At 60.2% G+C, this 23,310-nt stretch carries 23 protein-coding genes and 2 pseudogenes; 17 read left to right on the top strand and 8 right to left on the bottom strand.

What is annotated here, in order from left to right:
• The first annotated feature begins 51 nt into the window (after window positions 1-51).
• Window positions 52-324, top strand: coding sequence for a ubiquinone biosynthesis accessory factor UbiK (gene ubiK, locus L2I46_RS08860; protein WP_004174355.1), 273 nt, complete (start codon window positions 52-54; stop codon window positions 322-324).
• A gap of 34 nt (window positions 325-358) precedes the next feature.
• On the opposite strand, the gene glgS is transcribed toward ubiK, so the two are convergent.
• The gene (gene glgS, locus L2I46_RS08855) at window positions 359-556 is read right to left on the bottom strand and encodes a cell surface composition regulator GlgS (protein WP_004205248.1); all 198 of its coding nucleotides are present in this window, start codon (window positions 554-556) and stop codon (window positions 359-361) included.
• Between glgS and L2I46_RS08850 the strand changes: the two are divergent.
• A pseudogene (locus tag L2I46_RS08850) lies at window positions 548-694 on the top strand (hypothetical protein); the annotation flags it as partial. The gene glgS and the pseudogene L2I46_RS08850 overlap by 9 nt on opposite strands.
• An 80-nt stretch (window positions 695-774) precedes the next feature.
• Here the strand turns inward: L2I46_RS08850 and hldE are convergent.
• Genes hldE through L2I46_RS08835 form a run of 3 tightly spaced genes read right to left on the bottom strand, consistent with a single transcriptional unit; the run spans window position 775 to window position 6,423 of the window.
• On the bottom strand, window positions 775-2,208 hold the full coding sequence (gene hldE / locus L2I46_RS08845; protein ID WP_236947762.1) for a bifunctional D-glycero-beta-D-manno-heptose-7-phosphate kinase/D-glycero-beta-D-manno-heptose 1-phosphate adenylyltransferase HldE: 1,434 nt from the start codon (window positions 2,206-2,208) through the stop codon (window positions 775-777).
• A gap of 58 nt (window positions 2,209-2,266) precedes the next feature.
• The gene (gene glnE / locus L2I46_RS08840; protein WP_236947760.1) at window positions 2,267-5,104 is read right to left on the bottom strand and encodes a bifunctional [glutamate--ammonia ligase]-adenylyl-L-tyrosine phosphorylase/[glutamate--ammonia-ligase] adenylyltransferase; all 2,838 of its coding nucleotides are present in this window, start codon (window positions 5,102-5,104) and stop codon (window positions 2,267-2,269) included.
• 20 nt (window positions 5,105-5,124) lie between these two features.
• A complete protein-coding gene (locus L2I46_RS08835; protein WP_065805146.1) occupies window positions 5,125-6,423 on the bottom strand; it encodes a CYTH domain-containing protein in 1,299 nt (432 codons plus the stop codon).
• Between the two features lie 214 nt (window positions 6,424-6,637).
• Here L2I46_RS08835 and L2I46_RS08830 point away from each other — a divergent pair, with 214 nt between their 5' ends.
• Window positions 6,638-7,258 (top strand): TIGR04211 family SH3 domain-containing protein, encoded by a 621-nt coding sequence (locus L2I46_RS08830; RefSeq protein WP_023291036.1) that lies wholly within the window; start codon window positions 6,638-6,640, stop codon window positions 7,256-7,258.
• Window positions 7,259-7,319: 61 nt separating this feature from the next.
• Window positions 7,320-8,561, top strand: a complete 1,242-nt coding sequence (locus tag L2I46_RS08825; RefSeq protein WP_023291037.1) for a multifunctional CCA addition/repair protein — start codon at window positions 7,320-7,322, stop codon at window positions 8,559-8,561.
• An 11-nt stretch (window positions 8,562-8,572) separates the two neighbouring features.
• Here L2I46_RS08825 and bacA read toward each other — a convergent pair whose 3' ends face one another.
• The gene (gene bacA / locus L2I46_RS08820) at window positions 8,573-9,394 is read right to left on the bottom strand and encodes an undecaprenyl-diphosphate phosphatase (RefSeq protein WP_023291038.1); all 822 of its coding nucleotides are present in this window, start codon (window positions 9,392-9,394) and stop codon (window positions 8,573-8,575) included.
• 198 nt (window positions 9,395-9,592) lie between these two features.
• The gene (folB, locus tag L2I46_RS08815) at window positions 9,593-9,976 is read right to left on the bottom strand and encodes a bifunctional dihydroneopterin aldolase/7,8-dihydroneopterin epimerase (RefSeq protein ID WP_004150923.1); all 384 of its coding nucleotides are present in this window, start codon (window positions 9,974-9,976) and stop codon (window positions 9,593-9,595) included.
• A 107-nt stretch (window positions 9,977-10,083) separates the two neighbouring features.
• Between folB and plsY the strand changes: the two genes are divergently transcribed.
• Both plsY and L2I46_RS29620 read left to right on the top strand, forming a co-directional pair.
• Window positions 10,084-10,701, top strand: coding sequence for a glycerol-3-phosphate 1-O-acyltransferase PlsY (gene plsY / locus L2I46_RS08810; protein WP_004205257.1), 618 nt, complete (start codon window positions 10,084-10,086; stop codon window positions 10,699-10,701).
• Between the two features lie 149 nt (window positions 10,702-10,850).
• Window positions 10,851-10,952, top strand: a pseudogene (locus L2I46_RS29620) (hypothetical protein); the annotation flags it as partial.
• Window positions 10,953-10,962: 10 nt separating this feature from the next.
• Here the strand turns inward: L2I46_RS29620 and L2I46_RS08805 are convergent.
• Window positions 10,963-11,109: a hypothetical protein gene (locus L2I46_RS08805; RefSeq protein ID WP_032428993.1), complete on the bottom strand. Its 147-nt coding sequence runs from the start codon at window positions 11,107-11,109 to the stop codon at window positions 10,963-10,965.
• Here L2I46_RS08805 and L2I46_RS08800 point away from each other — a divergent pair.
• From L2I46_RS08800 to L2I46_RS08765, 8 genes are all read left to right on the top strand, one after another.
• Window positions 11,099-11,923 carry an urease accessory protein UreD gene (locus L2I46_RS08800; protein WP_072420625.1) on the top strand — a complete coding sequence of 275 codons (825 nt, stop codon included), beginning with the start codon at window positions 11,099-11,101 and terminating at the stop codon, window positions 11,921-11,923. The two genes, L2I46_RS08805 and L2I46_RS08800, sit on opposite strands and share 11 nt — an antisense overlap.
• 9 nt (window positions 11,924-11,932) lie before the next feature.
• Entirely contained in the window at window positions 11,933-12,235 is a 303-nt protein-coding gene (locus L2I46_RS08795; protein ID WP_002916871.1) for an urease subunit gamma, read from the top strand.
• 9 nt (window positions 12,236-12,244) lie between these two features.
• Complete coding sequence (locus L2I46_RS08790) at window positions 12,245-12,565, top strand: urease subunit beta (protein ID WP_023291040.1); 321 nt, start codon at window positions 12,245-12,247, stop codon at window positions 12,563-12,565.
• Window positions 12,558-14,261, top strand: coding sequence for an urease subunit alpha (gene ureC / locus L2I46_RS08785; protein ID WP_023291041.1), 1,704 nt, complete (start codon window positions 12,558-12,560; stop codon window positions 14,259-14,261). Before L2I46_RS08790 ends, ureC begins: the two co-directional genes overlap by 8 nt.
• A 9-nt stretch (window positions 14,262-14,270) precedes the next feature.
• Entirely contained in the window at window positions 14,271-14,747 is a 477-nt protein-coding gene (ureE, locus tag L2I46_RS08780; protein WP_017899736.1) for an urease accessory protein UreE, read from the top strand.
• 1 nt (window position 14,748) lies between these two features.
• Window positions 14,749-15,423: an urease accessory protein UreF gene (locus tag L2I46_RS08775; RefSeq protein ID WP_065882644.1), complete on the top strand. Its 675-nt coding sequence runs from the start codon at window positions 14,749-14,751 to the stop codon at window positions 15,421-15,423.
• A gap of 8 nt (window positions 15,424-15,431) precedes the next feature.
• Window positions 15,432-16,049, top strand: coding sequence for an urease accessory protein UreG (gene ureG, locus L2I46_RS08770; protein WP_023291043.1), 618 nt, complete (start codon window positions 15,432-15,434; stop codon window positions 16,047-16,049).
• Window positions 16,050-16,201: 152 nt separating this feature from the next.
• Window positions 16,202-17,809, top strand: coding sequence for a purine-cytosine permease family protein (locus tag L2I46_RS08765; protein ID WP_102002599.1), 1,608 nt, complete (start codon window positions 16,202-16,204; stop codon window positions 17,807-17,809).
• A 44-nt stretch (window positions 17,810-17,853) separates the two neighbouring features.
• Here L2I46_RS08765 and tsaD read toward each other — a convergent pair whose 3' ends face one another.
• Window positions 17,854-18,867, bottom strand: coding sequence for a tRNA (adenosine(37)-N6)-threonylcarbamoyltransferase complex transferase subunit TsaD (gene tsaD / locus L2I46_RS08760; RefSeq protein WP_002916879.1), 1,014 nt, complete (start codon window positions 18,865-18,867; stop codon window positions 17,854-17,856).
• A 237-nt stretch (window positions 18,868-19,104) separates the two neighbouring features.
• On the opposite strand from tsaD, the gene rpsU reads away from it, so the two are divergent.
• The 3 genes from rpsU (at window position 19,105) to rpoD (ending at window position 23,238) form a co-directional block, all read left to right on the top strand.
• Window positions 19,105-19,320 carry a 30S ribosomal protein S21 gene (rpsU, locus tag L2I46_RS08755; protein WP_001144069.1) on the top strand — a complete coding sequence of 72 codons (216 nt, stop codon included), beginning with the start codon at window positions 19,105-19,107 and terminating at the stop codon, window positions 19,318-19,320.
• Window positions 19,321-19,431: 111 nt separating this feature from the next.
• On the top strand, window positions 19,432-21,177 hold the full coding sequence (gene dnaG, locus L2I46_RS08750) for a DNA primase (RefSeq protein ID WP_017899733.1): 1,746 nt from the start codon (window positions 19,432-19,434) through the stop codon (window positions 21,175-21,177).
• Window positions 21,178-21,396: 219 nt separating this feature from the next.
• The gene (gene rpoD / locus L2I46_RS08745; RefSeq protein ID WP_004174339.1) at window positions 21,397-23,238 is read left to right on the top strand and encodes an RNA polymerase sigma factor RpoD; all 1,842 of its coding nucleotides are present in this window, start codon (window positions 21,397-21,399) and stop codon (window positions 23,236-23,238) included.
• The last annotated feature ends 72 nt before the right edge of the window (window positions 23,239-23,310 follow it).

Below are 23,310 nucleotides of genomic sequence, written 5' to 3'. Positions count from 1 at the left end.
GCCTGGTTCGCACTACAATGATCAATCATCCGACCCGAGCAGGAAACCACCATGATTGACCCGAAAAAAATTGAACAAATCGCCCGCCAGGTCCATGAGTCGATGCCAAAAGGACTTCGCGATCTGGGTGAGGATGTTGAGAAGAAAATCCGCCAGGCGTTGCAGTCGCAGCTGACCCGCCTGGATCTGGTTAGCCGCGAAGAGTTTGACGTGCAGACTCAGGTTCTGCTGCGGACCCGCGAAAAACTGGCGCTGCTGGAACAGCGCCTGAATGACCTTGAAAACCGCCCGGCGACGACGCCTGGCAGCGAAGAGCAGCAGTAAAAAAACGGGCCCTCAGGGGCCCGTTTGCGTTGGCTTAGTGTGCGGCTTCCGCCGGGCTGTTCACCTGACGACAGTACAGTTCATAGCGCTGGCAAAACCATTCACGATGTTCTTCATCCATATTGCCGACGATGGCCTGAAGATCAACTGGCTGGCCCTGGGCGTGCATTCTGGCGAAACTCCGCGCCAAAAAATCAAAATTCTTCATTGAATACATATCGTTATGGTTCATGCGCATACTCCTTCAGCGGTGGATGTTCTGATCAGTCATATGCCTTTTACTCACTTCAGTATTTACGCTTACCTTAACGCCATTTGTACGAAAAATGCGCTTAATGTGATTATTTATTGCGCCAAATCATTTTCCACATCATTAAATAAAAACGGCCCGCGATATCGCTATCGCAGGCCGTGATGCCGCACCGTTCTGGTGGGTGAATAGCGAAACGGTTATTTTTCGCTATCTTTCTGTATTTTCTTAATAATGTTGGTGGTTGAGCACCCATCTTCAAAGTTGAGCACCAGCACTTCGCCACCGTTCGCCCAGACCTCTTCACTGCCGGCGATCTGTTCCGGTTTGTAGTCGCCGCCTTTGACCAGCAGATCCGGCAGGATCCCGGCAATCAGGCGCTGCGGTGTATCTTCTTCGAAGGAGACCACCCAGTCGACCGCCTCCAGCGCCCCCAGCACGATCATCCGCTGCTCCATCGGGTTAACCGGGCGGGTTTCGCCTTTCAGACGTTTGGTGGAGGCATCGCTGTTGACCGCCACGATCAGACGGTCGCCCAGTTTGCGCGCATTCGCCAGATAGGAGACATGGCCGGCGTGCAGAATGTCGAAGACGCCGTTGGTCATAACCACTTTCTCGCCGCGCTTGCGCGCTGCCGCAACCGCCTGTTTGAGTTCCTCTTCGCTCATCACGCCGAAGCCAGTCTCAGCCCGTCCGCGAACCGCATTTTCCAGCTCGACAGGAGAAACGGTGGAGGTCCCCAGCTTGCCAACCACCACGCCCGCCGCGGCGTTGGCGAAATAGCAGGCCTCTTCCAGGGTATTGCCGGAGGCCAGGGTCGCCGCCAGCACGCCAATCACCGTGTCGCCGGCGCCGGTGACATCGTACACTTCCTGGGCCTGGGTCGGCATATGCAGCGGCGGACGCCCCGGCTGTAGCAGCGTCATCCCCTGCTCAGAGCGCGTCACCAGCAGCGCTGACAGTTCGAATTCGGCGATGAGCTTCATGCCGCGCTCAACGATCTCCGCTTCATTCTGGCACTTGCCCACCACCGCTTCAAACTCAGAGAGGTTCGGCGTGAGCAGCGTTGCGCCGCGATAGCGTTCGAAATCGGTACCTTTCGGATCGATCAGCACCGGCACGCCTGCTTCTCGGGCGAGCTTGATCATCGTCTGGACGCTGGTCAGCGCCCCTTTAGCGTAGTCCGAGAGAACCAGCGCGCCAATCGAGCCCAGCGCCTGTTGAATGCGCTCGTGCATCGGCTGCGGATCAACGCCGGAAAAGCCCTCTTCAAAGTCGAGGCGGATCAGCTGCTGATTGCGCGACAGCACCCGCAGCTTGGTGATGGTCGGGTGTGTCGGGACGGAGACAAAGTCGCACTTCACATTGACGTTGGCCAGCGCCTGGCTCAGCGCGCGGGCGGCGTCATCAATCCCGGTCAATCCCACCAGGCGCGACGTCGCCCCCAGGGAGGCGATGTTCATCGCTACGTTTGCCGCGCCGCCGGGACGTTCTTCGATATTTTCCACCTTCACCACCGGCACCGGGGCTTCCGGGGAAATACGACTGGTGGGGCCGTACCAGTAGCGGTCCAGCATCACATCGCCCACCACCAACACTCCTGCACGTTCAAACTCCGGCAGCGTTACTTTCATGACTCTCTCCTGCGAGACGCAAACTTTGCGCGCGATAATAGCACACCCGATTTTATAGTTAAGCCATCAGCCACTTCTGCCAGCTGGCGCTGACCTGCTCACGCTCCCGGCTGAATGCCTCCGGCGCCACGTGTCCCGGCAGCTCCTGCAGGGCCAGGTGATGGAGCGCATCACGCAAGGTGGTGTACGCGTGCGTTAAAGCTCGCGCTTCCTCCTCGTCCATGATGTCGTTCTGCGCCAGCAGCTCGAGAATACGCACGTTATCAGACCAGCGGGTCAACTTCGGCTTGTCGCTGGCATAGCGTAGGACCAGATACTGGGTAATAAATTCAATATCCGTGATCCCACCGGCATCGGCTTTGATATCAAAACGATCGGCATGTTTGTTGCCGAGGTGGGCGCGCATCTTCTCACGCATCTCGCGAACTTCGGTCTGCAGGGTCGCGCCATCCCGCTCGGTGGTCAGGATATCGCGACGAATGGCGTCAAATCGCGCCTGCAGCGCCGGGTCGCCATAGACCACGCGAGCGCGCACCAGCGCCTGATGCTCCCATGTCCAGGCTTCGTTCTGCTGATAGTCGGCAAACGCGTCGGCGGTGGTGACCAGCATCCCCGCCGCGCCGGAAGGGCGCAGCCGGGCGTCAACTTCGTAGAGAATACCGGACGAGGTGCGGGTGCTGAACAGATGCATGATCCGCTGAGCCAGCCGCAGGTAGAACTGACGGCCGTCGATCTCCCGCTCGCCGTCGGTCATCACCTCCGCCGGGCAATCATGGAGGAACACCAGGTCGAGATCGGAACTGTAGCCCAGCTCCCAGCCGCCGAGCTTGCCGTAGCCGACGACGGCGAAGCCGCGCCCCTGGAGATCGTGCAGGTGGGTCGGCTGGCCGTAGCGGGCCACCATCTGTCCCCATGCCTGCTGCACCACCGCGTCGAGGATCGCTTCGGCAAGCCAGGTTAAGTGATCGCTGACCTTCATCACCGGCAGCGTGCCGGCGATATCCGCCGCGGCGATATGCAGCTGCTGCGTCTGCTTGAACTGGCGCAGTGCCTCCAGCTGCTGCTCTTCATCCTCTTCCGGCACGCGCAGCAGATACTGGCGCAGCTCGTCGCGATAGGCATCGGTCGCCGTCGGCTGATAGAGGGTGTTGGGATCCAGCAGTTCATCAAGCAGCAGCGGGTGGCGCGCCAGCTGGCTGGCGACCATCGGCGACGCCGCGCAGAGCGTAATCAGGTGCTTCAGCGCGCCGGGGAATTCGCTCAGTAGCTCAAGATAGGTGGTGCGAGTGACGATCCCGGTCAACAGCGGCGTGATCCGCGCCAGAGGCAGAGGCGCATCGGCGCGCGAGCAGATTTCGCTCAGCAGATGCGGCATCAGTTGATCCAGCACCTGGCGGCCTCGCGGGCCGATGGTGCGCCGATCCAGCTCTTTACGGAAATCAGCAATCAGCGCCAGCACGCTGCGGCGGTCGGCGTCGTTTAAATGCGCCAGCGCCGGGCTGGCGTCATCTTCTTCCAGCGCATCCTGCCACAGTTCGCGCCAGTACTCCGCCAACTGCTCATCCGGCGACTGGGCCTCATCATCGCCGATCAGCTCATTAAACACCCGCCGCACGCTGGCCATATGGCTCGCCAGCTGCGCGCTCAGCGTCTCCCAGTCGTCGGTATGCATCCCCCACGCCAGCCTGGCGCGGTTCAGTTCATCCTGCGGCAGAGTCTGAGTCTGCTCATCGTTGATGCTCTGCAGCAGATTTTCCAGCCGGCGCAGGAACAGATAGGCCGCGCGCAGCAGCGTCGCGTCGCCTTCCGGCAGCAGATGCAGCTCATCAATCGCCGCCAGCGTCGGCAGCAGCGCCCGCTGCTGCAGCGCAGGTTCGCGACCGCCGCGGATCAGCTGAAAGACCTGCACGATAAACTCAATTTCACGGATCCCGCCGGCGCCGAGCTTGATGTTGTCTTTCAGCCCGCGACGCCGCACTTCGCGAGCGATCATGCCTTTCATGTTACGCAGCGACTGGATCACGCTGAAGTCGATATAGCGGCGGAAGACGAAGGGGCGAAGCATCGCGCGCAGCTCGCTGGCGTAGACGTCGTCGTTATCGCCCATGATCCGCGCTTTCACCATCGCGTAGCGTTCCCAGTCCCGGCCCTGCTCCTGGTAATAATCCTCCAGCGCCGCAAAGCTGAGCACCAGCGGCCCGCTGTCGCCAAACGGCCGCAGGCGCATGTCCACCCGATAAACAAAGCCGTCCTGCGTCGGCTGGTCGAGCGCCTTGATAAGCCGCTGCCCCAGGCGGGTAAAGAACTGGGCGTTATCCAGCTCGCGGCGGCCGCCGCGGGTGGCACCATGCTCGGGCCAGGCAAAAATCAGATCGATATCGGAAGAGAAGTTCAGCTCGCCGCCGCCCAGCTTTCCCATCCCGAGGATCAGCAGCGGCTGCGGCTGGCCCTCGGCATTGCAGGGCGTTCCCCACTCTTTACAGCAGGCGGCGTACAGCCAGTCGCGGGCGGCGACAATCAGGGTCTCCGCCAGGACGCTCAACTGCTGCAGCGTCTCTTCTTCGCTTACCAGCGACAGCGCCTGCGCCCAGGCGATGCGGACCATCATATGACGGCGGAAAAGACGTAGCTCTCGCATCAACCCCGCTTCGTCAGCCACCGCCTGCAGGCGTTCCTGCAGCCAGGTCTCATAATGCCGCCACTCTTCCGCCTCCGGTGAAGACTGGGCAAGCTCGTTCAGCCAGCCTGGCTGGGCGATCACACTCTGTTCGACAAAATCACTGAACGCCATCACCGACCTGGCCTGCGGGCTCAGTTCGGCGACGGGGAAATCCGCTGGCAGGCGGTCAGCGACCGTCTGCCAGTGCTGCTGTAACTGCGAAGAAAGCGGCATCATAGGGGCTCCCTGGCCTGTAATTATCGTTTTCCACTATGCAGCCAGAACGGCTCGGCAGCCAGCGCCTGGCGACGGAAATATTCAAAGACGCTGCGGTCGTCATGCTCTATCGCACGCTGTAGTTCCTGCCAGTTCTCCAGCCACGGCGCGACGGCGTCGCCATAGGCGCCCGCCAGCAACTGGACGCTGTCGATGTCGCGCGCCAGCTTCGGCAGCTGGTCGGCGGCATCCTCCACCGCCAGGTGCTGCACGGCGCCGCGCAGCTCAGCCGCCGCCCGGGAAAGGTGAATATCGGCAAACCGTTTGAACGATCCGGCTATTTTTTTCTCTCCCGCCTCGTTGAGGAACGGACGCCAGCCGCGCTGGACCAGCCATTCGGTCAGCGCCAGTTTGGCGGCGACGACCTCGGTGCGGAATAACGCCTCATTGGCGGTGTCCGCGGCCAGCAGCGCCGCTTCGGCATCGTTCAGCAACACGCGGAGGTGGGTGGTCGCCTTCCGCGGCACGATGCCGCCGAACAGCACCAGCGCATGGCGCACGCGGGCAATCGCCAGCAGGATTTCCGCTTTGGCTTTCGCGTTGCCGCGCAGCCAGACCTCATCGTGATACAGCCAGTGCGCCAGGGCGCTCTCCAGCGCCGCCTCCAGCCCCTGCTCCACGCTGGCCTTCGCCGCCACCGGCAGCACCGCCAGCCGGGTTACCGGGCGCTCGTCGTTGCCTTGCGCCAGATGATACCCGCGCGCGGCTTTGCTCAGGCTCCCCTGACGCAGGACGCCGCTCTCCAGCAAACGCTGCGCGAGGCGCAGCAGATCGGCGGTCTCCCCGGCGAGCAGCTCCAGCTCCAGCTCGCAGATCGGCTCCTGATGCTCGCCCGCCTTCACTTCGCCGCGATCGAGGGCAATCTCAATTTCACTCTTTCCTTCCTGGATCACCCAGCGCTCACGGGCAAAGTCGGTGCTGAACAGCGGTTGCACATGCTCCGCCAGCGCGGCTGGAAGTTCCCCTTGCGGCCAGACCTCCGCCGGCAGGCGCTCAAGCGCCAGCTCCGGTTTATCCAGTGGAATATTGTATTCCGGGCGCTGGTGCAGGCCGCCCACCACCCGACCGGCGATTTTCAGCGTCATCTCATAACGCCCCTGGTCGCCGCGGATGCGCAGCCCCATGTCGTGACGACGCAGCCAGTTATCGGCGGTTTCATAGTAAATGTTCAGCAACTGGCCCGCGGGCGTATGTTTCGCCTCGAGCGCATTGAGCTGCTCGCGCAGCGTCTCTACCCCATCCTGAGCGACGATAAACTTAAGTTCGATTTCTTGAGCCATGACTGAATTCTTCCGCTTCTGTGCTGCGCCGACAAATTGCGGCGAACTTACGACGATATTTTTTGTCAGTAGATAGTATTTTGCGGCGAATCGCCATGCAACGCGCTTTTTGCCGGGCCACCTCCTGGATGATTCCGATTGTGGTGGAAAACTTTGCGTCGCTCTGGCGATGCCTCTACTATCGTTCCACTTTTTATGACCAAACGATGACCTGATGCCAAAATTACGCCTGATTACTTTTACTTTGCTCGCGCTTAGCGCCGCCACGGCGGTTCACGCAGAAGAAAAGCGCTACGTTTCCGATGAGCTGAACACCTGGGTTCGCAGCGGCCCGGGCGATAATTATCGTCTGGTCGGCACCATCAACGCCGGGGAAGAAGTGTCGGTGCTGCAAACCAACGACAGCACCAGTTACGCGCAGATCCGCGACGCGAATGGGCGTACCGCCTGGATCCCGCTGAAAGAGCTGAGCAACGAGCCCAGCCTGCGCACCCGCGTCCCGGATCTGGAAAACCAGGTCAAAACGCTGACCGATAAGCTGAATAATATCGACGCCACCTGGAACCAGCGCACGGCGGATATGCAGAAGAAAGTCGCCGGCAGCGACAGCGTGATCAACGCGTTGAAAGACGAGAACCAAAAGTTGAAAAACGAGCTGGTTGTCGCGCAGAAGAAGGTGAATGCGGCGAATCTGCAGCTTGATGATAAACAGCGCACCATTATCATGCAGTGGTTTATGTACGGCGGCGGCGTGCTGGGCGTCGGTTTGCTGCTGGGTCTGGTGCTGCCGCATCTGGTGCCAAGCCGCAAACGTAAAGACCGGTGGATGAACTAATTCGTCTTCTCTGCCAGACTTACGTATCATCTTGCGAAAAACAGATACGGGAGAATCAGGCGTGAAGAGTTATCTGGTCGGTGGTGCGGTGCGCGACGCGCTGTTAGGACTGCCGGTCAAAGACCGAGACTGGGTGGTGGTGGGCGCCACCCCGCAACAGATGCTTGACGCGGGCTATCAGCAGGTAGGCCGCGACTTTCCCGTGTTCCTTCATCCGCAAAGCCGGGAAGAGTATGCCCTGGCCCGCACCGAGCGCAAATCCGGCGCAGGCTATACCGGTTTTACCTGCTATGCCGCCCCGGACGTCACTCTTGAGGCGGATCTGCTGCGCCGCGACCTGACGGTCAACGCCCTCGCCCAGGATGCCGACGGCACGATTATCGACCCCTACGGCGGACAAAACGATCTCCGCCAGCGCCTGCTGCGCCATGTCTCTCCCGCCTTTAGCGAAGACCCGCTGCGCGTGCTGCGCGTGGCGCGCTTTGCCGCCCGCTATGCCCATCTCGGTTTTCGCATCGCCGAAGAGACCCAGACCCTGATGGCCGCCATGGTTGAGGCTGGCGAACTGGCCCATTTAACGCCGGAGCGGGTGTGGAAAGAGACGGAAAGCGCGTTGACCACCCGCAACCCGCAGGTCTTTTTCCAGACGCTGCGCGACTGCCAGGCCCTCAAGGTGCTGTTCCCGGAGATTGACGCCCTGTACGGCGTGCCGGCCCCGGCCAAATGGCACCCGGAAATCGATACCGGCCTGCACACCCTGATGACCGTCACGATGGCCGCGATGCTATCGCCGGACGTCGAGGTGCGCTTCGCCACCCTGTGCCATGACCTCGGCAAAGGGCTGACGCCGAAAGCGCTCTGGCCGCGTCACCACGGCCATGGCCCGGCGGGAGTCAAGCTGGTGGAGCAGCTCTGCGCGCGTCTGCGGGTGCCGAACGATATCCGCGATCTCGCGAAACTGGTGGCGGAGTACCATGATCTGATCCACACCCTGCCGATCCTGCAGCCAAAAACCCTCGTCAAACTTTTCGACAGCATTGACGCCTGGCGTAAACCGCAGCGCGTGCAACAGATCGCCCTCACCAGCGAAGCCGACGTCCGCGGGCGTACCGGCTTTGAGGCCAGCGATTATCCGCAGGGGCGCCTGCTGCTGGAGGCCTGGGAAGTGGCGCAGTCGGTCTCCACCAAAGAGGTGGTAGCGGCGGGCTTTAAAGGGGCGGAAATTCGCGAGGAGCTGACGCGGCGGAGAATTGCGGCGGTGGCGCAGTGGAAGGAACAGCGTTGCCCCCAGCCGCAAGGCTGAGGGCGCAGGCCTTAGAAAAAGACCACGTACACCGCTGCCGCGACGATAAAGCGGTAGATAGCGAACGGAATGAACGAGATCCGTTTGATCAGCTGCAGGAAGGTTTTAATCGCAATCAGCGCCACGATAAACGCCATCACGAAGCCGACGGCAAACATCGGAACATCGCCCATGTTGAGGAAGCCGATGCTCTTGTAGACGTCCAGCACCGTGGCGCCCATCATCATCGGTACCGCCAGCAGGAATGAGAACTCCGACGCCGCGTAGCGGCTGACGCCCATCAGCATGCCGCCGGAGATGGTCGCCCCTGAGCGGGAGAAGCCCGGCCACAGCGCCAGGCACTGGAAGCAGCCGATAACGAATGCCTGACGATAGGTCATATCGTCAATCCCGACCGCGCGCGGCTGTTTCGGCTTCAGCACTTCCGCCGCAATTAACAGCACACCGCCGACAATCAGGGCGTACATCACGTTTACCGGGTTAAACAAGGACTTAATGGTGTCGTGGAAAATAAGCCCCATCACCACCGCGGGGATCATGCCGAGAAGGATATGGATAAGCGATAAGCGACCGCTGCCCTTGCCTTCATGCGCCGGCGGCTTGCCGAAATGGATGCCGATCAGGCCGAACAGGCGACGCCAGAACATCACCACCACGGCGAGTATCGAGCCTAGCTGAATAACCACTTCAAAGGTATTTGCCGTATCACCTTCAAACCCCAGCAGGTGACCAACAATAATCATATGACCGGTACTGGAAACAGGTAAAAATTCTGTTAACCCCTCAACCACACCCAATATTGCCGCCACCAGCAGCGAGTGTATATCGCTCATCCAATTAAACCCTTTAAAAAAGTAAAATGAAAAAAACCAGGAACACGGTATCGTTCAACAGGCATAACCCGGCTGCCAGAGGGCGCGCAATCCGCAGCGTACACGGCGTACACAAGGATTCACCTGCCGTTCTGGTAGGAGATCGCCAGTAAAATTGCCTGATGATCGGATGCTATGACCGGTATAAACGCAATTTGTTTAACAAGTATGACCTGAAAAGTTTTGTTTCAGATTAAGGCCACGTTCAATAATCACCCCGACGTTTGCCGCGCGAGCCACGGCGCCAGGTTTGCTGACTTTAATGCGCACCCATGGCGACTGGAATGTCTCCAGCAGCAGGTCGGCCACCTCTTCCGCCACCCGCTCCACTAACGCGAATTTTCCCCCCTCAACATGCGCGATGACGCGCTCGCTGATATCAGCATAGCTAAGGCAATCGCTGACATCATCGCTGGCGGCCGCCTTGCGGTTATCCCATGCAATTTCGATATCGAACACCAGCTTCTGTTCAATGGTTTGTTCCCAGTCATAAACACCAATGGTGGTGATTACCGAAAGTTGCTCTATAAATACAATATCCATCACGCCCTGCCTGCTTTTTAGCTAAACCGGATACCACTTCCGGCGAATTATGCGTATTATCCACAGATGCAGAGAATACAACGACATTTTCAAAACGGAACAGCGTTATGAGTGCAATCGCGCCTGGACTGGTACTCCTCGCCTACCTCTGCGGCTCCATTTCCAGCGCCATTCTGGTATGTCGCCTTGCTGGCCTGCCCGACCCACGCGACAGCGGCTCAGGCAACCCCGGGGCCACTAACGTACTACGAATCGGCGGAAAAGGGGCGGCCGTAGCGGTACTTATTTTTGATGTGCTGAAGGGCATGTTGCCGGTATGGGGCGCCTGGGCGCTGGGCCTGACGCCGTTCTGGCTGGGTTTAGTGGCGATTGCCGCCTGCGTGGGCCACATCTGGCCAGTCTTCTTTCATTTCCGCGGCGGTAAAGGCGTCGCCACGGCCTTCGGCGCTATCGCCCCCATCGGCCTCGACCTGACCGGCGTGATGGCCGGGACCTGGCTGCTGACCATCCTGCTCAGCGGTTACTCTTCCCTTGGCGCTATCGTCAGCGCGCTGATCGCTCCGTTCTACGTCTGGTGGTTCAAACCGCAGTACACCTTCCCGGTGTCGATGCTCTCCTGCCTGATCCTGCTGCGCCATCACGACAACATTCAGCGTCTGTGGCGCCGCCAGGAGAGCAAAATCTGGACGCGGGTGAAGAAGAAAAAAACGCCAGAAGAGAAGTAATCTCCCCTCCCGGCCACGCCAGCCGGAGGGATCCCCGGTTCTATTTAGCGGTCTCACCCGCTCTTTCGCCTTACGTCATCATGATTGGCGATCATCGCCACATCCCCCTTTTGTAACAATGCGTTAGCGGCGACCCACAGCAAAAATCACGCCAGCGACCGGCGGCGCGGCGTGAACCGCGCTGACGCCTTTTCCGCCGCGGCCAGGCAACGGTTCAGGATATTGACGGCAATGATTATCCGGGTGAATAATCCGGAGCGGTTATGCCGCTTTCCCCTCGCGCCCGATGCGACGCTCCGGGTAACAGATGACATAAGCGTTTCGTATGACCGGGATAATCTCCCGCCGATCAATACTCATTGCTGCTGTTTTATCTTGATTTTGCAGGGGCGCAACATTGCACGGCACCGTGTTACCACCACTCAAAAAAGGCTGGCAGGCCACGCTGGATCTACGCTTTCAGCAGGCCGGCGGCAAGACCGTTCTCGCCAGCGCCCAACACGTCGGCCCGCTGACCGTCCAGCGCCCGTTTTACCCGGAAGAAGAGACCTGTCATCTCTATCTGCTTCATCCCCCCGGCGGCATCGTCGGCGGTGATGAGCTGACGATTAGCGCCCACCTTGATCCCGGCTGCCATACCCTGATAACCATGCCTGGCGCCAGCAAGTTTTACCGCAGCAGCGGCGCGCAAGCGCTTTTGCGCCAGCGGTTGACCCTCGCCCCGCAGGCGACCCTGGAGTGGCTCCCGCAGGATGCCATCTTCTTTCCCGGGGCGAACGCCCGGCTGTCCACCACCTTTCACCTTTGTGCCTCCAGCACGCTGCTGGCCTGGGATCTGCTCTGCCTTGGCCGCCCGGTGATCGGCGAAACCTTCAGCCACGGCACCCTCAGCAACCGGCTGGAAGTATGGGTGGACGATGAGCCGCTGCTGGTCGAGCGCCTGCACCTGCAGGAGGGAGAGCTGTCCAGCGTCGCCGGACGCCCCTGGGTCGGCACGCTGCTGTGCTATCCGGCAACCGATGCCCTGCTCGACGGGGTGCGCGACGCGCTGGCGCCGCTCGGCCTCTACGCCGGCGCCAGCCTGACCGACCGCCTGCTGACGGTGCGCTTCCTCAGTGACGATAATCTGGTTTGCCAGCAGGTGATGCGCGACGTCTGGCAGTTTCTGCGCCCTCATCTCACCGGCAAATCCCCCGTACTTCCCCGAATCTGGCTGACTTAAGAGAACGTTATGGAACTGACCCCCCGAGAAAAAGACAAGCTGTTGCTGTTTACCGCCGCGCTGGTGGCGGAACGCCGCCTGGCCCGAGGCCTGAAGCTCAACTATCCGGAGTCCGTGGCCCTGATCAGCGCCTTTATTATGGAAGGCGCCCGCGACGGCAAAAGCGTGGCCTCGCTGATGGAGGAAGGCCGTCACGTCCTGACCCGCGAGCAGGTGATGGAGGGCGTCCCGGAAATGATCCCGGATATCCAGGTCGAAGCCACCTTCCCGGACGGCTCGAAGCTGGTCACCGTTCACAACCCGATTATCTGAGGTAGCGCCATGATCCCCGGTGAATATCACGTTAAGCCCGGCCAGATAGCCCTCAACACCGGCCGGGCGACCTGTCGCGTGGTCGTTGAAAACCACGGCGATCGGCCGATTCAGGTCGGTTCGCACTACCATTTCGCCGAGGTCAACCCGGCGCTGAAGTTCAACCGTCAGCAGGCCACCGGCTATCGCCTGAATATCCCGGCCGGCACGGCGGTACGCTTTGAACCTGGCCAGAAACGCGAGGTTGAGCTGGTGGCCTTCGCCGGTCACCGCGCCGTTTTCGGCTTCCGCGGCGAGGTCATGGGCCCTCTGGAGGCAAACGATGAGTAATATTTCACGCCAGGCCTATGCCGACATGTTCGGCCCCACCATCGGCGACAAGGTGCGCCTGGCCGATACCGAGCTGTGGATAGAGGTGGAGGACGATTTGACCACCTACGGGGAAGAGGTCAAATTCGGCGGCGGCAAAGTGATCCGCGACGGGATGGGTCAGGGACAGATGCTGGCCGCCGACTGTGTCGACCTGGTGCTCACCAATGCGCTGATCGTCGATCACTGGGGGATCGTTAAGGCCGATATCGGCGTGAAGGACGGTCGGATCTTCGCCATCGGCAAAGCCGGCAACCCCGACATTCAGCCCAACGTCACCATCCCCATCGGCGCCGCGACGGAAGTCATTGCCGCCGAAGGAAAAATCGTCACCGCCGGCGGGATCGATACCCATATTCACTGGATCTGTCCGCAGCAGGCGGAAGAGGCGCTGGTCTCCGGCGTGACCACCATGGTCGGCGGCGGCACCGGCCCGGCGGCGGGTACCCATGCCACCACCTGCACCCCGGGGCCATGGTATATCTCACGCATGCTGCAGGCGGCCGACAGCCTGCCGGTCAATATCGGCCTGCTGGGCAAGGGCAACGTTTCTCAGCCGGACGCTCTGCGCGAGCAGGTGGCGGCGGGCGTTATTGGCCTGAAGATCCATGAGGACTGGGGCGCCACCCCGGCGGCGATCGACTGCGCGTTAACCGTCGCCGATGAGATGGATATTCAGGTTGCGCTGCACAGCGACACGCTCAATGAGTCCGGTTTTGTGGAAGATACCCTCGCCGCCATCGGCGGGCGCACCATTCACACCTTCCATACCGAAGGGGCCGGCGGCGGCCATGCGCCGGATATCATCACCGCCTGCGCCCACCCGAACATTTTGCCGTCCTCCACCAACCCAACGCTGCCCTACACCCTTAACACCATCGATGAACATCTCGATATGCTGATGGTCTGCCACCATCTGGACCCGGACATCGCCGAGGACGTGGCCTTTGCCGAGTCGCGCATTCGCCGGGAAACCATCGCTGCGGAAGACGTGCTGCACGACCTTGGCGCCTTCTCGCTCACCTCCTCGGATTCGCAGGCCATGGGCCGCGTCGGGGAAGTGGTTCTCCGCACCTGGCAGGTGGCGCACCGCATGAAGGTGCAGCGCGGAGCGCTGGCGGAGGAGACCGGGGATAACGACAACTTCCGCGTGAAGCGCTACATCGCCAAATACACCATCAACCCGGCGCTGACCCACGGCATCGCACACGAAGTCGGCTCCATTGAGGTGGGTAAGCTGGCGGACCTTGTGGTCTGGTCGCCTGCCTTCTTCGGCGTGAAACCGGCCACCGTGATCAAAGGCGGCATGATCGCCATCGCGCCGATGGGCGATATCAATGCCTCAATTCCAACCCCGCAGCCGGTGCACTACCGTCCGATGTTTGGCGCGCTGGGCAGCGCCCGCCATCACTGCCGCCTCACTTTCCTGTCGCAGGCGGCGGCGGACAACGGCGTTGCCGAGCGGCTGAACCTGCGCAGCGCGATCGCCGTGGTGAAAGGCTGCCGTACGGTGCAGAAAGCCGACATGGTGCACAACAGCCTGCAGCCTAACATCACCGTCGACGCGCAGACTTATGAGGTGCGGGTGGATGGCGAACTCATCACCAGCGAGCCGGCAGAGGTTCTGCCGATGGCGCAACGTTATTTTCTGTTTTAAGGAGAGCGGATGCTTTATTTAACTCAACGTCTGGAGACCCCCGCCGCCGCGACCGCCAGCGTTACGCTGCCGATTGATGTTCGCGTCAAAAGCCGGGTAAAAGTCACCCTCAACGATGGCCGGGAAGCCGGCCTACTGCTGCCCCGCGGGCTGCTGCTGCGCGGCGGCGATGTGCTCAGCAACGAAGACGGCACCGAATTTGTGCAGGTGATTGCCGCTGATGAAGGAGTGTCGGTGGTGCGCTGCGACGATCCGTTTATGCTGGCGAAGGCCTGCTACCACCTCGGCAATCGTCACGTACCGCTGCAGATCATGCCGGGCGAGCTGCGCTACCATCACGATCATGTGCTGGACGATATGCTGCGCCAGTTCGGCCTGACGGTGACCTTTGGCCAGCTGCCGTTCGAGCCGGAAGCCGGCGCTTACGCCAGCGAAAGCCACGGTCATCATCATGCTCATCATGACCACCACGCTCACAGCCACTAGCATGTCGACAGCGGAACAACGCCTGCGGCTGATGCAGCTGGCCAGCAGCAACCTGCCGGTAGGGGGTTACAGCTGGTCCCAGGGGCTGGAGTGGGCTGTGGAAGCCGGATGGGTGCCGGACGTCGCGGCCTTCGAGCGCTGGCAGCGACGGCAGATGACGGAAGGCTTTTTTACCGTCGACCTGCCGCTGTTCGCCCGCCTGTACCGCGCCTGCGAACAAGGCGATATCGCCGCGGCCCGGCGCTGGACGGCTTATCTGCTGGCCTGCCGGGAGACCCGTGAACTGCGGGAGGAAGAGCGCAACCGCGGCGCGGCGTTTGCCCGCCTGCTTGGCGACTGGCAGCCGGACTGTCCACCGCCGTGGCGCACGCTGTGCCAGCAAAGCCAGCTCGCCGGGATGGCCTGGCTCGGCGTGCGCTGGCGCATCGCGCTGCCCGAGATGGCCCTAAGCCTGGGCTACAGCTGGATTGAGAGCGCCGTGATGGCCGGCGTTAAGCTGGTGCCCTTCGGCCAGCAGGCCGCTCAACAGCTGATTTTACGTCTTTGCGACCACTACGCGGCGGCGATGCCCCGCGCGCTGGTCGCGCCGGACGGCGATATCGGTTCGGCCACGCCGCTCGCCGCCATCGCCTCTGCCCGGCATGAAACCCAATACTCCCGATTATTCCGTTCCTAGGAGAAGCCATGAATTCTTATAAACACCCGCTGCGCGTCGGCGTTGGCGGCCCGGTCGGCTCCGGTAAAACCGCCCTGCTGGAAGCGCTGTGCAAAGCGATGCGCGATACCTGGCAGCTGGCGGTGGTCACCAACGACATCTACACCAAAGAAGATCAGCGCATCCTCACTGAAGCGGGCGCGCTGGCGCCTGAACGCATTGTCGGGGTGGAAACCGGCGGCTGCCCGCACACGGCGATCCGTGAAGATGCCTCGATGAACCTCGCCGCGGTGGAAGCGCTGAGTGAAAAGTTCGGTAACCTCGACCTTATCTTCGTGGAAAGCGGCGGCGATAACCTGAGCGCCACCTTCAGCCCGGAGCTGGCGGATCTGACCATCTATGTTATCGACGTGGCCGAAGGGGAGAAGATCCCGCGCAAAGGCGGGCCGGGGATCACCAAATCCGATTTTCTGGTGATCAATAAAACCGACCTTGCCCCCTATGTGGGCGCTTCACTGGAGGTGATGGCGAGCGATACCCAGCGTATGCGCGGCGATCGCCCATGGACCTTCACCAACCTGAAGCGTGGCGACGGCCTGAGCACCATTATTGCCTTCCTCGAAGACAAAGGCATGCTCGGCAAATAGGCCTTTTGCACCAGCCGGGCGCAAGCGCGTCCGGATGGTGCAGCTCCTGCCCTCTCTTCTGTCACCCTGCACCACCCTCCCCGCCACGCCTGCCCTGCAATATGGCATAAGGTTTGCTAATTCAAGTCATGCCTAACCATTAAGGAATGACTATGTCATCACTGGATCTCAACCCTGAATTACCCGCGACCGCGCGGACTTCCGGCTCCCGGGAAACCTTAGAAGATTACACCTTACGTTACGCCCCGCTGAGCTTCCGCCGCTGGGGACCGGGCGTCGTCGCGGTCACGGCGCTGGGCGGCATCGCCTATCTGGCGGACTTTTCCATCGGCGCCAGCATCGGTATGGCCTGGGGCACCAGCAACGCCATCTATTCGATCCTGGTGGCGGCGCTGGTGATCTTCCTCACCGGCATTCCGTTGGCGATCACCGCCGCGCGCTACAACATTGACCTTGACCTGATCACCCGCAGCGCCGGCTTCGGCTATTTCGGCTCGGTGATCACCAGCATTATTTTTGCCGGCTTCACCTTTATCTTCTTCGCCCTCGAAGGCTCGATCATGGCCCAGGGGCTGCTGGTGGGCCTCGGGATCCCGCTGTGGATGGGGTATCTGATCGCCACCCTGATGGTGCTCCCGCTGGTGGTCTATGGCATGAAAGCCCTGACCCGCCTGCAGGTGTGGACCACTCCGCTGTGGCTGGTGCTGATGGTGGTGCCGGTGGTGTGGCTGATTGTCAAAGATCCGCAGCTGGTGGACGGCTTCCTGCATTTCGCCGGTAAAAACAGCGCGTCGACGGTGGATATCACCGCCATCATGCTCGGCGCCGGGGTATGCCTGTCGCTGATCATGCAGATTGGCGAGCAAATTGATTACCTGCGCTTTATGCCGCCTAAAACCGCTGAGAACCGTAAAGCCTGGTGGCTGGCGGTCTTTTCCGCCGGCCCGGGCTGGGTGGTGCTAGGCGCGATCAAACAGATTATCGGCGCTTTCCTCGGCTTCTATCTGTTGACGCGTTTCCCGGCGGTACACAATACCGAACCGGTGCAGCAGTTCGTCAGCGTCTTCGATAACCTGGTGCCCGGCTGGCTGGCCCTGACGCTGGCGGTGGTGCTGGTGGTGATCTCGCAGATCAAAATTAACGTCACCAATGCCTATTCCGGCTCGCTGGCGTGGACCAGCGCCTGGACCCGCACCACCAAACGCTATCCGGGGCGGATTATTTTTGTGGTGGTCAACCTGGCGATTGCCCTGGCGCTGATGGAAGGCGATATGTTCAGCGCCCTGTCGTGGATACTCGGCTTTTACTCCAACTTCGCCATCGCCTGGGTCGTGGTGGTGGCGACCGACATCACCTTTAATAAAGGCTTACTCAAGCTGGCGCCGGCGCAGCCGGAGTATCGTCGCGGCATGATCTACAATGTGAACCCGGTGGGCGTAGTCTCCTTTGGCCTGGCCGCCGGGCTGTCGATCTGCGCCTTCTTCGGCCTGCTGGGGACGACGCTGGCGCCGTTCTCGCCGCTGATTGCGCTGGTCGTCGCCTTTGTCATGACCCCGCTGATGGGGATCCTCACCCGCGGGCGCTACTACATTAAGCAGAGAGATGACGGGATCGCCGAACCGCGCTATGACGCGGCGGGGAACGCCTCGACCACCGTATATCAATGCGTTAGCTGTGAGGAAGAGTACGAGCGCCCGGACGTGATGCTCTCGCATAAGCATCAGGGCGCCATCTGCTCGCTGTGTAAAAGTATGGAGTAGTCAGGAAGGCAGGCCGACGTGACGTCGGCCTGTGTCAGGACGCTTTAGGCGGCAGGCAGCTCGGCCAGCGGCCAGCGCGGGCGGACCGTCACGCCGAGCTCGGCTTTGGCGCCGGTTTGCAGACGCACCATGCCGGCGTAGGCGATCATCGCGCCGTTATCGGTACAGAACTCAGGGCGGGCGTAGAACACCTCGCCGCCGCGTTTTTGCATCATCTCCGCCAGCTTCGCCCGCAGGGTGCGGTTGGCGCTCACGCCTCCCGCCATCACCAGACGCTTAAAGCCGGTTTGCTCCAGCGCGCGGCGACATTTAATCATTAGCGTATCGACGACCGCATCCTCAAACGCGCGGGCGATGTCGGCGCGGGTTTGCTCATCGTCGCCGTTGCTGCGAATGGTATTGGCGGCGAAGGTTTTCAGACCGGAGAAGCTGAAGTCCAGCCCCGGACGGTCGGTCATCGGACGCGGGAAGACGAAGCGGCCTTCAGTACCCTGGGACGCCATTTTCGACAGCATCGGCCCGCCGGGATAATCCAGCCCCAGCAGTTTCGCGGTTTTATCAAAGGCTTCGCCCGCCGCATCGTCAATCGACTCGCCCAGCAGCTCGTACTGGCCGATGCCGGTGACGCTGATCAGCTGAGTATGACCGCCGGAGACCAGCAGCGCGACGAACGGGAACGCTGGCGGGTTATCTTCCAGCATCGGCGCCAGCAGGTGCCCTTCCATATGGTGTACCGGAATCGCCGGCACGTTCCAGGCGAAGGCCAGCGACCGGCCCACGGTGGCGCCGACCAGCAGCGCCCCCACCAGGCCAGGACCCGCCGTATAGGCGACGGCATCGATATCTTTCGCCGTCAGACCGGCCTCTTTCAGCGCCGCCTGGATAAGCGGCACCGTTTTGCGCACGTGGTCGCGCGATGCCAGCTCCGGCACCACGCCGCCGTAGTCCGCATGCAGTTTCACCTGACTATACAGTTGGTTGGCTAACAGACCTTGCTGGTCGTCATAAATCGCGATGCCGGTTTCATCGCAGGATGTTTCAATGCCCAGTACACGCATGAGTTGTTTTACCTCGCTTCAATACCGCGCAGTGTAGGTCCAATGACCGGCGATGTAAAACTTTGCTCACCCCTGGTGCTCTCTTCGTGTATACTCCTCACCCTTATAAAAGTCCCTTTCAAAAAAGGCGCCGGTGCTTTACAAAGCAGCAGTAGTTGCAGTAAAATTCCGCACCATTTTGAAATAAGCTGGCATTGCGGCCAGCGGCAAACCGAATTAATCAAAGGTGAGAGGCACATGCCGGTAATTAAAGTACGTGAAAACGAGCCGTTCGACGTAGCTCTGCGTCGCTTCAAGCGTTCCTGCGAAAAAGCAGGTGTTCTGGCGGAAGTTCGTCGTCGTGAGTTCTATGAAAAACCGACTACCGAACGTAAGCGCGCTAAAGCTTCTGCAGTGAAACGTCACGCGAAGAAACTGGCTCGCGAAAACGCACGCCGTACTCGTCTGTACTAATCTGTTGAGAGCGACGCTCTCAATTCAGACCGAGTTGTAGTTGTAAGGCCGTGCTTCCGAAAGGAATGCGCGGCTTATTTTCGTTTATAGTCATCAGAAATAACGGGGCTTATGGCTGGACGAATTCCACGTGTATTTATTAGCGATCTGCTTGCCAGAACCGACATCGTCGATCTGATCGATGCGCGGGTAAAGCTGAAAAAGCAGGGCAAAAATTTTCACGCGTGCTGTCCGTTCCATAACGAAAAAACCCCCTCTTTCACCGTCAACGGTGAAAAACAGTTTTACCACTGCTTCGGCTGCGGGGCGCACGGCAATGCTATCGATTTCCTGATGAACTACGACAAGCTCGAGTTCGTGGAAACGGTCGAAGAGCTGGCCGCCATGCACAACCTCGAAGTGCCTTATGAAGCAGGCAACGGACCCAGCCAGATAGAGCGCCATCAACGGCAGAACCTCTACCAGTTACTGGATGGTCTGAATACGTTTTATCAACAGTCTCTGATGCAGCCCGCCGCCGACCCTGCGCGCCAGTACCTGGCAAAACGGGGGTTAAGCAGCGAGGTGATTACGCGCTTTGCCATCGGCTATGCTCCCCCAGGTTGGGATAACGTTTTAAAACGTTTTGGCGGCAATCAGGAAAACCGCCAGTCGCTTATTGATGCCGGCATGCTGGTCACCAACGATCAGGGACGCAGTTACGATCGCTTCCGCGAACGGGTAATGTTTCCCATCCGCGATAAGCGAGGCCGGGTGATTGGGTTTGGCGGACGGGTGCTGGGCGATGCCCTGCCGAAGTATCTCAACTCCCCGGAAACCGACATATTCCATAAAGGCCGTCAGCTGTATGGCCTGTATGAAGCGCAGCAGGACAACCCCGAACCACCGCGGTTGCTGGTTGTCGAAGGCTATATGGACGTCGTGGCGCTGGCGCAGTACGACATCAACTATGCTGTCGCCTCGCTGGGTACCTCGACCACAGCCGACCATATCCAGCTGCTGTTCCGGGTGACCAATAACGTCATCTGCTGCTACGACGGCGACCGGGCCGGCCGCGATGCCGCCTGGCGCGCGCTGGAGACGGCGCTGCCGTACATGACCGATGGTCGCCAGCTGCGCTTTATGTTTCTGCCTGACGGCGAAGACCCGGATACGCTGGTGCGTAAAGAGGGCAAAGCAGCGTTCGAGGCGCGGATGGAGCAGGCTCAGCCGCTCTCCACGTTCTTGTTTAACAGCCTGCTGCCGCAGGTCGACCTCAGCACGCCGGACGGGCGCGCGCAGCTGAGCACGCTGGCGCTGCCGCTGATAACCCAGGTGCCGGGCGAAACCTTGCGCATCTATTTGCGTCAGGAGCTGGGCAACAAGCTGGGCATTTTAGATGACGCCCAGCTTGAACGTTTAATGCCAAAACAGGCGGAAAATGGCGCGCCGCGCCCCGCACCACAGCTAAAACGCACGACCATGCGTATACTGATAGGACTGCTGGTGCAAAACCCGGATCTGGCGCCGTTAGTCCCACCGCTGGAGGGGCTGGACTCGCGCAAAATGCCGGGGCTGAGCCTGTTCGGTGAGCTGGTGAAAAGCTGTCTGGCGCAGCCTGGTCTGACAACCGGGCAACTTTTAGAGCAATATCGCGGCACAAAAGAGGCCGCAACCCTTGAAAAACTGTCGATGTGGGACGATATAGCAGATAAAGATATCGCTGAACAAACCTTCACCGACTCGCTCAACCATATGTTTGATTCACTGCTGGAACTGCGACAGGAAGAGTTGATAGCTCGCGATCGCACACACGGTTTAAGCAGTGAGGAACGCCGGGAGCTCTGGACCATCAGCCAGGAGCTGGCGAAGAAATAAATGACAGACTCAGTCATTCACGTTGCATTGATGCAGCAGCAGAACGCAGAGCAACGTGAAGGACACCGTATTTAACGGCTTAAGTGCCGAGTATCGATCGGGAAGCCCCCGACAGCCGCGCAGAGGCGCAGCGGCAATAATATAAGTACGCCCTCGCTTTAAATGTCGACAGCCCGCCTGCCGACACCAATCAAACGAATTAAGTGTGGATACCGTCTTATGGAGCAAAACCCGCAGTCACAGCTGAAGCTTCTTGTCCAACGTGGTAAGGAGCAAGGCTATCTGACCTATGCCGAGGTCAATGACCATCTGCCGGAAGATATCGTCGATTCCGATCAGATCGAAGACATCATCCAAATGATCAACGACATGGGCATTCAGGTGATGGAAGAAGCACCGGATGCCGATGATCTGATGCTTGCCGAAAACACCGCGGATGAAGATGCTGCCGAAGCCGCCGCGCAGGTGCTCTCCAGCGTGGAATCCGAAATCGGGCGCACGACCGACCCGGTGCGCATGTACATGCGTGAAATGGGTACCGTAGAGCTGCTGACCCGTGAAGGCGAAATCGACATCGCCAAACGCATCGAAGACGGCATCAACCAGGTGCAGTGCTCCGTTGCCGAATACCCGGAAGCGATCACCTACCTGCTTGAGCAGTACGACCGCGTTGAAGCGGAAGAAGCCCGTCTGTCCGATCTGATCACCGGTTTCGTCGATCCGAACGCCGAAGAAGATATGGCGCCGACCGCCACCCACGTTGGCTCCGAGCTGTCTCAGGAAGAGATGGATGACGACGAAGACGAAGACGAAGATGAAGACGCCGACGACAACAGCGATGACGACAACAGCATCGACCCTGAGCTGGCCCGTGAGAAGTTCGCCGAGCTGCGTACCCAGTACGAGCTGACGCGCGACACCATCAAAGCCAAAGGTCGTAGCCATGCCGCCGCCCAGGAAGAGATCCTGAAGCTGTCCGAAGTCTTCAAGCAGTTCCGCCTGGTGCCGAAGCAGTTCGATTACCTGGTCAACAGCATGCGCAGCATGATGGATCGCGTCCGTACTCAGGAACGTATCATCATGAAGCTGTGCGTTGAGCAGTGTAAAATGCCGAAGAAAAACTTCATCACCCTGTTCACCGGCAACGAAACCAGCGAAACCTGGTTCAACGCCGCGGTGGCGATGAACAAGCCGTGGTCCGAGAAGCTGCTGGAAGTGAAAGAAGACGTGCAGCGCGGCCTGCAGAAGCTGCAGCAGATCGAAGAAGAGACCGGCCTGACCATCGAGCAGGTGAAGGATATCAACCGTCGCATGTCCATCGGTGAAGCGAAAGCCCGCCGGGCGAAGAAAGAGATGGTGGAAGCGAACCTGCGTCTGGTTATCTCGATCGCCAAGAAATACACCAACCGCGGTCTGCAGTTCCTCGACCTGATTCAGGAAGGCAACATCGGTCTGATGAAAGCGGTTGATAAGTTCGAATACCGCCGCGGCTACAAGTTCTCGACCTACGCCACCTGGTGGATCCGTCAGGCCATTACCCGCTCCATCGCGGATCAGGCGCGCACCATCCGTATTCCGGTGCATATGATTGAGACCATCAACAAGCTCAACCGTATCTCCCGCCAGATGCTGCAGGAGATGGGCCGTGAACCGACCCCGGAAGAGCTGGCTGAGCGCATGCTGATGCCGGAAGACAAGATCCGTAAAGTGCTGAAGATCGCCAAAGAGCCTATCTCCATGGAAACGCCGATCGGCGACGATGAAGATTCGCATCTGGGGGATTTCATCGAGGATACCACCCTCGAGCTGCCGCTGGATTCCGCGACCACCGAGAGCCTGCGCGCGGCAACGCACGACGTGCTGGCCGGCCTCACCGCTCGTGAAGCGAAAGTCCTGCGTATGCGTTTCGGTATCGACATGAACACCGACCACACGCTGGAAGAAGTGGGTAAACAGTTCGACGTTACTCGCGAACGTATCCGTCAGATCGAAGCGAAGGCGCTGCGTAAACTGCGCCACCCGAGCCGTTCTGAAGTGCTGCGTAGCTTCCTCGACGATTAATCGTCGCGGGGCATCGTCTACAGCCTGTTAAAAAGCTCCCTGCGGGGAGCTTTTTTTATGGCGTTTCGCTGG

This window comes from Klebsiella sp. 2019SCSN059, assembly GCF_021739525.1.
GTDB lineage: Bacteria > Pseudomonadota > Gammaproteobacteria > Enterobacterales > Enterobacteriaceae > Klebsiella > Klebsiella quasipneumoniae.
The sequence above is the reverse complement of the archived record's forward strand: the minus strand, read 5'-3'. Positions and strand labels throughout refer to the sequence as shown.

What these genes read in the sequence shown, in the direction of transcription:
- ureE (WP_017899736.1), top strand. Translation starts at nt 14,271, where the DNA reads ATGCTTTATTTAACTCAACGTCTGGAGACCCCCGCCGCCGCGACCGCC.
- L2I46_RS08765 (WP_102002599.1), top strand. Translation starts at nt 16,202, where the DNA reads ATGTCATCACTGGATCTCAACCCTGAATTACCCGCGACCGCGCGGACT.
- L2I46_RS08795 (WP_002916871.1), top strand. Translation starts at nt 11,933, where the DNA reads ATGGAACTGACCCCCCGAGAAAAAGACAAGCTGTTGCTGTTTACCGCC.
- ureG (WP_023291043.1), top strand. Translation starts at nt 15,432, where the DNA reads ATGAATTCTTATAAACACCCGCTGCGCGTCGGCGTTGGCGGCCCGGTC.
- plsY (WP_004205257.1), top strand. Translation starts at nt 10,084, where the DNA reads ATGAGTGCAATCGCGCCTGGACTGGTACTCCTCGCCTACCTCTGCGGC.
- L2I46_RS08790 (WP_023291040.1), top strand. Translation starts at nt 12,245, where the DNA reads ATGATCCCCGGTGAATATCACGTTAAGCCCGGCCAGATAGCCCTCAAC.
- tsaD (WP_002916879.1), bottom strand. Translation starts at nt 18,867, where the DNA reads ATGCGTGTACTGGGCATTGAAACATCCTGCGATGAAACCGGCATCGCG.
- hldE (WP_236947762.1), bottom strand. Translation starts at nt 2,208, where the DNA reads ATGAAAGTAACGCTGCCGGAGTTTGAACGTGCAGGAGTGTTGGTGGTG.
- folB (WP_004150923.1), bottom strand. Translation starts at nt 9,976, where the DNA reads ATGGATATTGTATTTATAGAGCAACTTTCGGTAATCACCACCATTGGT.
- ureC (WP_023291041.1), top strand. Translation starts at nt 12,558, where the DNA reads ATGAGTAATATTTCACGCCAGGCCTATGCCGACATGTTCGGCCCCACC.
- rpoD (WP_004174339.1), top strand. Translation starts at nt 21,397, where the DNA reads ATGGAGCAAAACCCGCAGTCACAGCTGAAGCTTCTTGTCCAACGTGGT.
- L2I46_RS08835 (WP_065805146.1), bottom strand. Translation starts at nt 6,423, where the DNA reads ATGGCTCAAGAAATCGAACTTAAGTTTATCGTCGCTCAGGATGGGGTA.
- dnaG (WP_017899733.1), top strand. Translation starts at nt 19,432, where the DNA reads ATGGCTGGACGAATTCCACGTGTATTTATTAGCGATCTGCTTGCCAGA.
- ubiK (WP_004174355.1), top strand. Translation starts at nt 52, where the DNA reads ATGATTGACCCGAAAAAAATTGAACAAATCGCCCGCCAGGTCCATGAG.
- glgS (WP_004205248.1), bottom strand. Translation starts at nt 556, where the DNA reads ATGAACCATAACGATATGTATTCAATGAAGAATTTTGATTTTTTGGCG.
- L2I46_RS08830 (WP_023291036.1), top strand. Translation starts at nt 6,638, where the DNA reads ATGCCAAAATTACGCCTGATTACTTTTACTTTGCTCGCGCTTAGCGCC.
- glnE (WP_236947760.1), bottom strand. Translation starts at nt 5,104, where the DNA reads ATGATGCCGCTTTCTTCGCAGTTACAGCAGCACTGGCAGACGGTCGCT.
- rpsU (WP_001144069.1), top strand. Translation starts at nt 19,105, where the DNA reads ATGCCGGTAATTAAAGTACGTGAAAACGAGCCGTTCGACGTAGCTCTG.
- bacA (WP_023291038.1), bottom strand. Translation starts at nt 9,394, where the DNA reads ATGAGCGATATACACTCGCTGCTGGTGGCGGCAATATTGGGTGTGGTT.
- L2I46_RS08775 (WP_065882644.1), top strand. Translation starts at nt 14,749, where the DNA reads ATGTCGACAGCGGAACAACGCCTGCGGCTGATGCAGCTGGCCAGCAGC.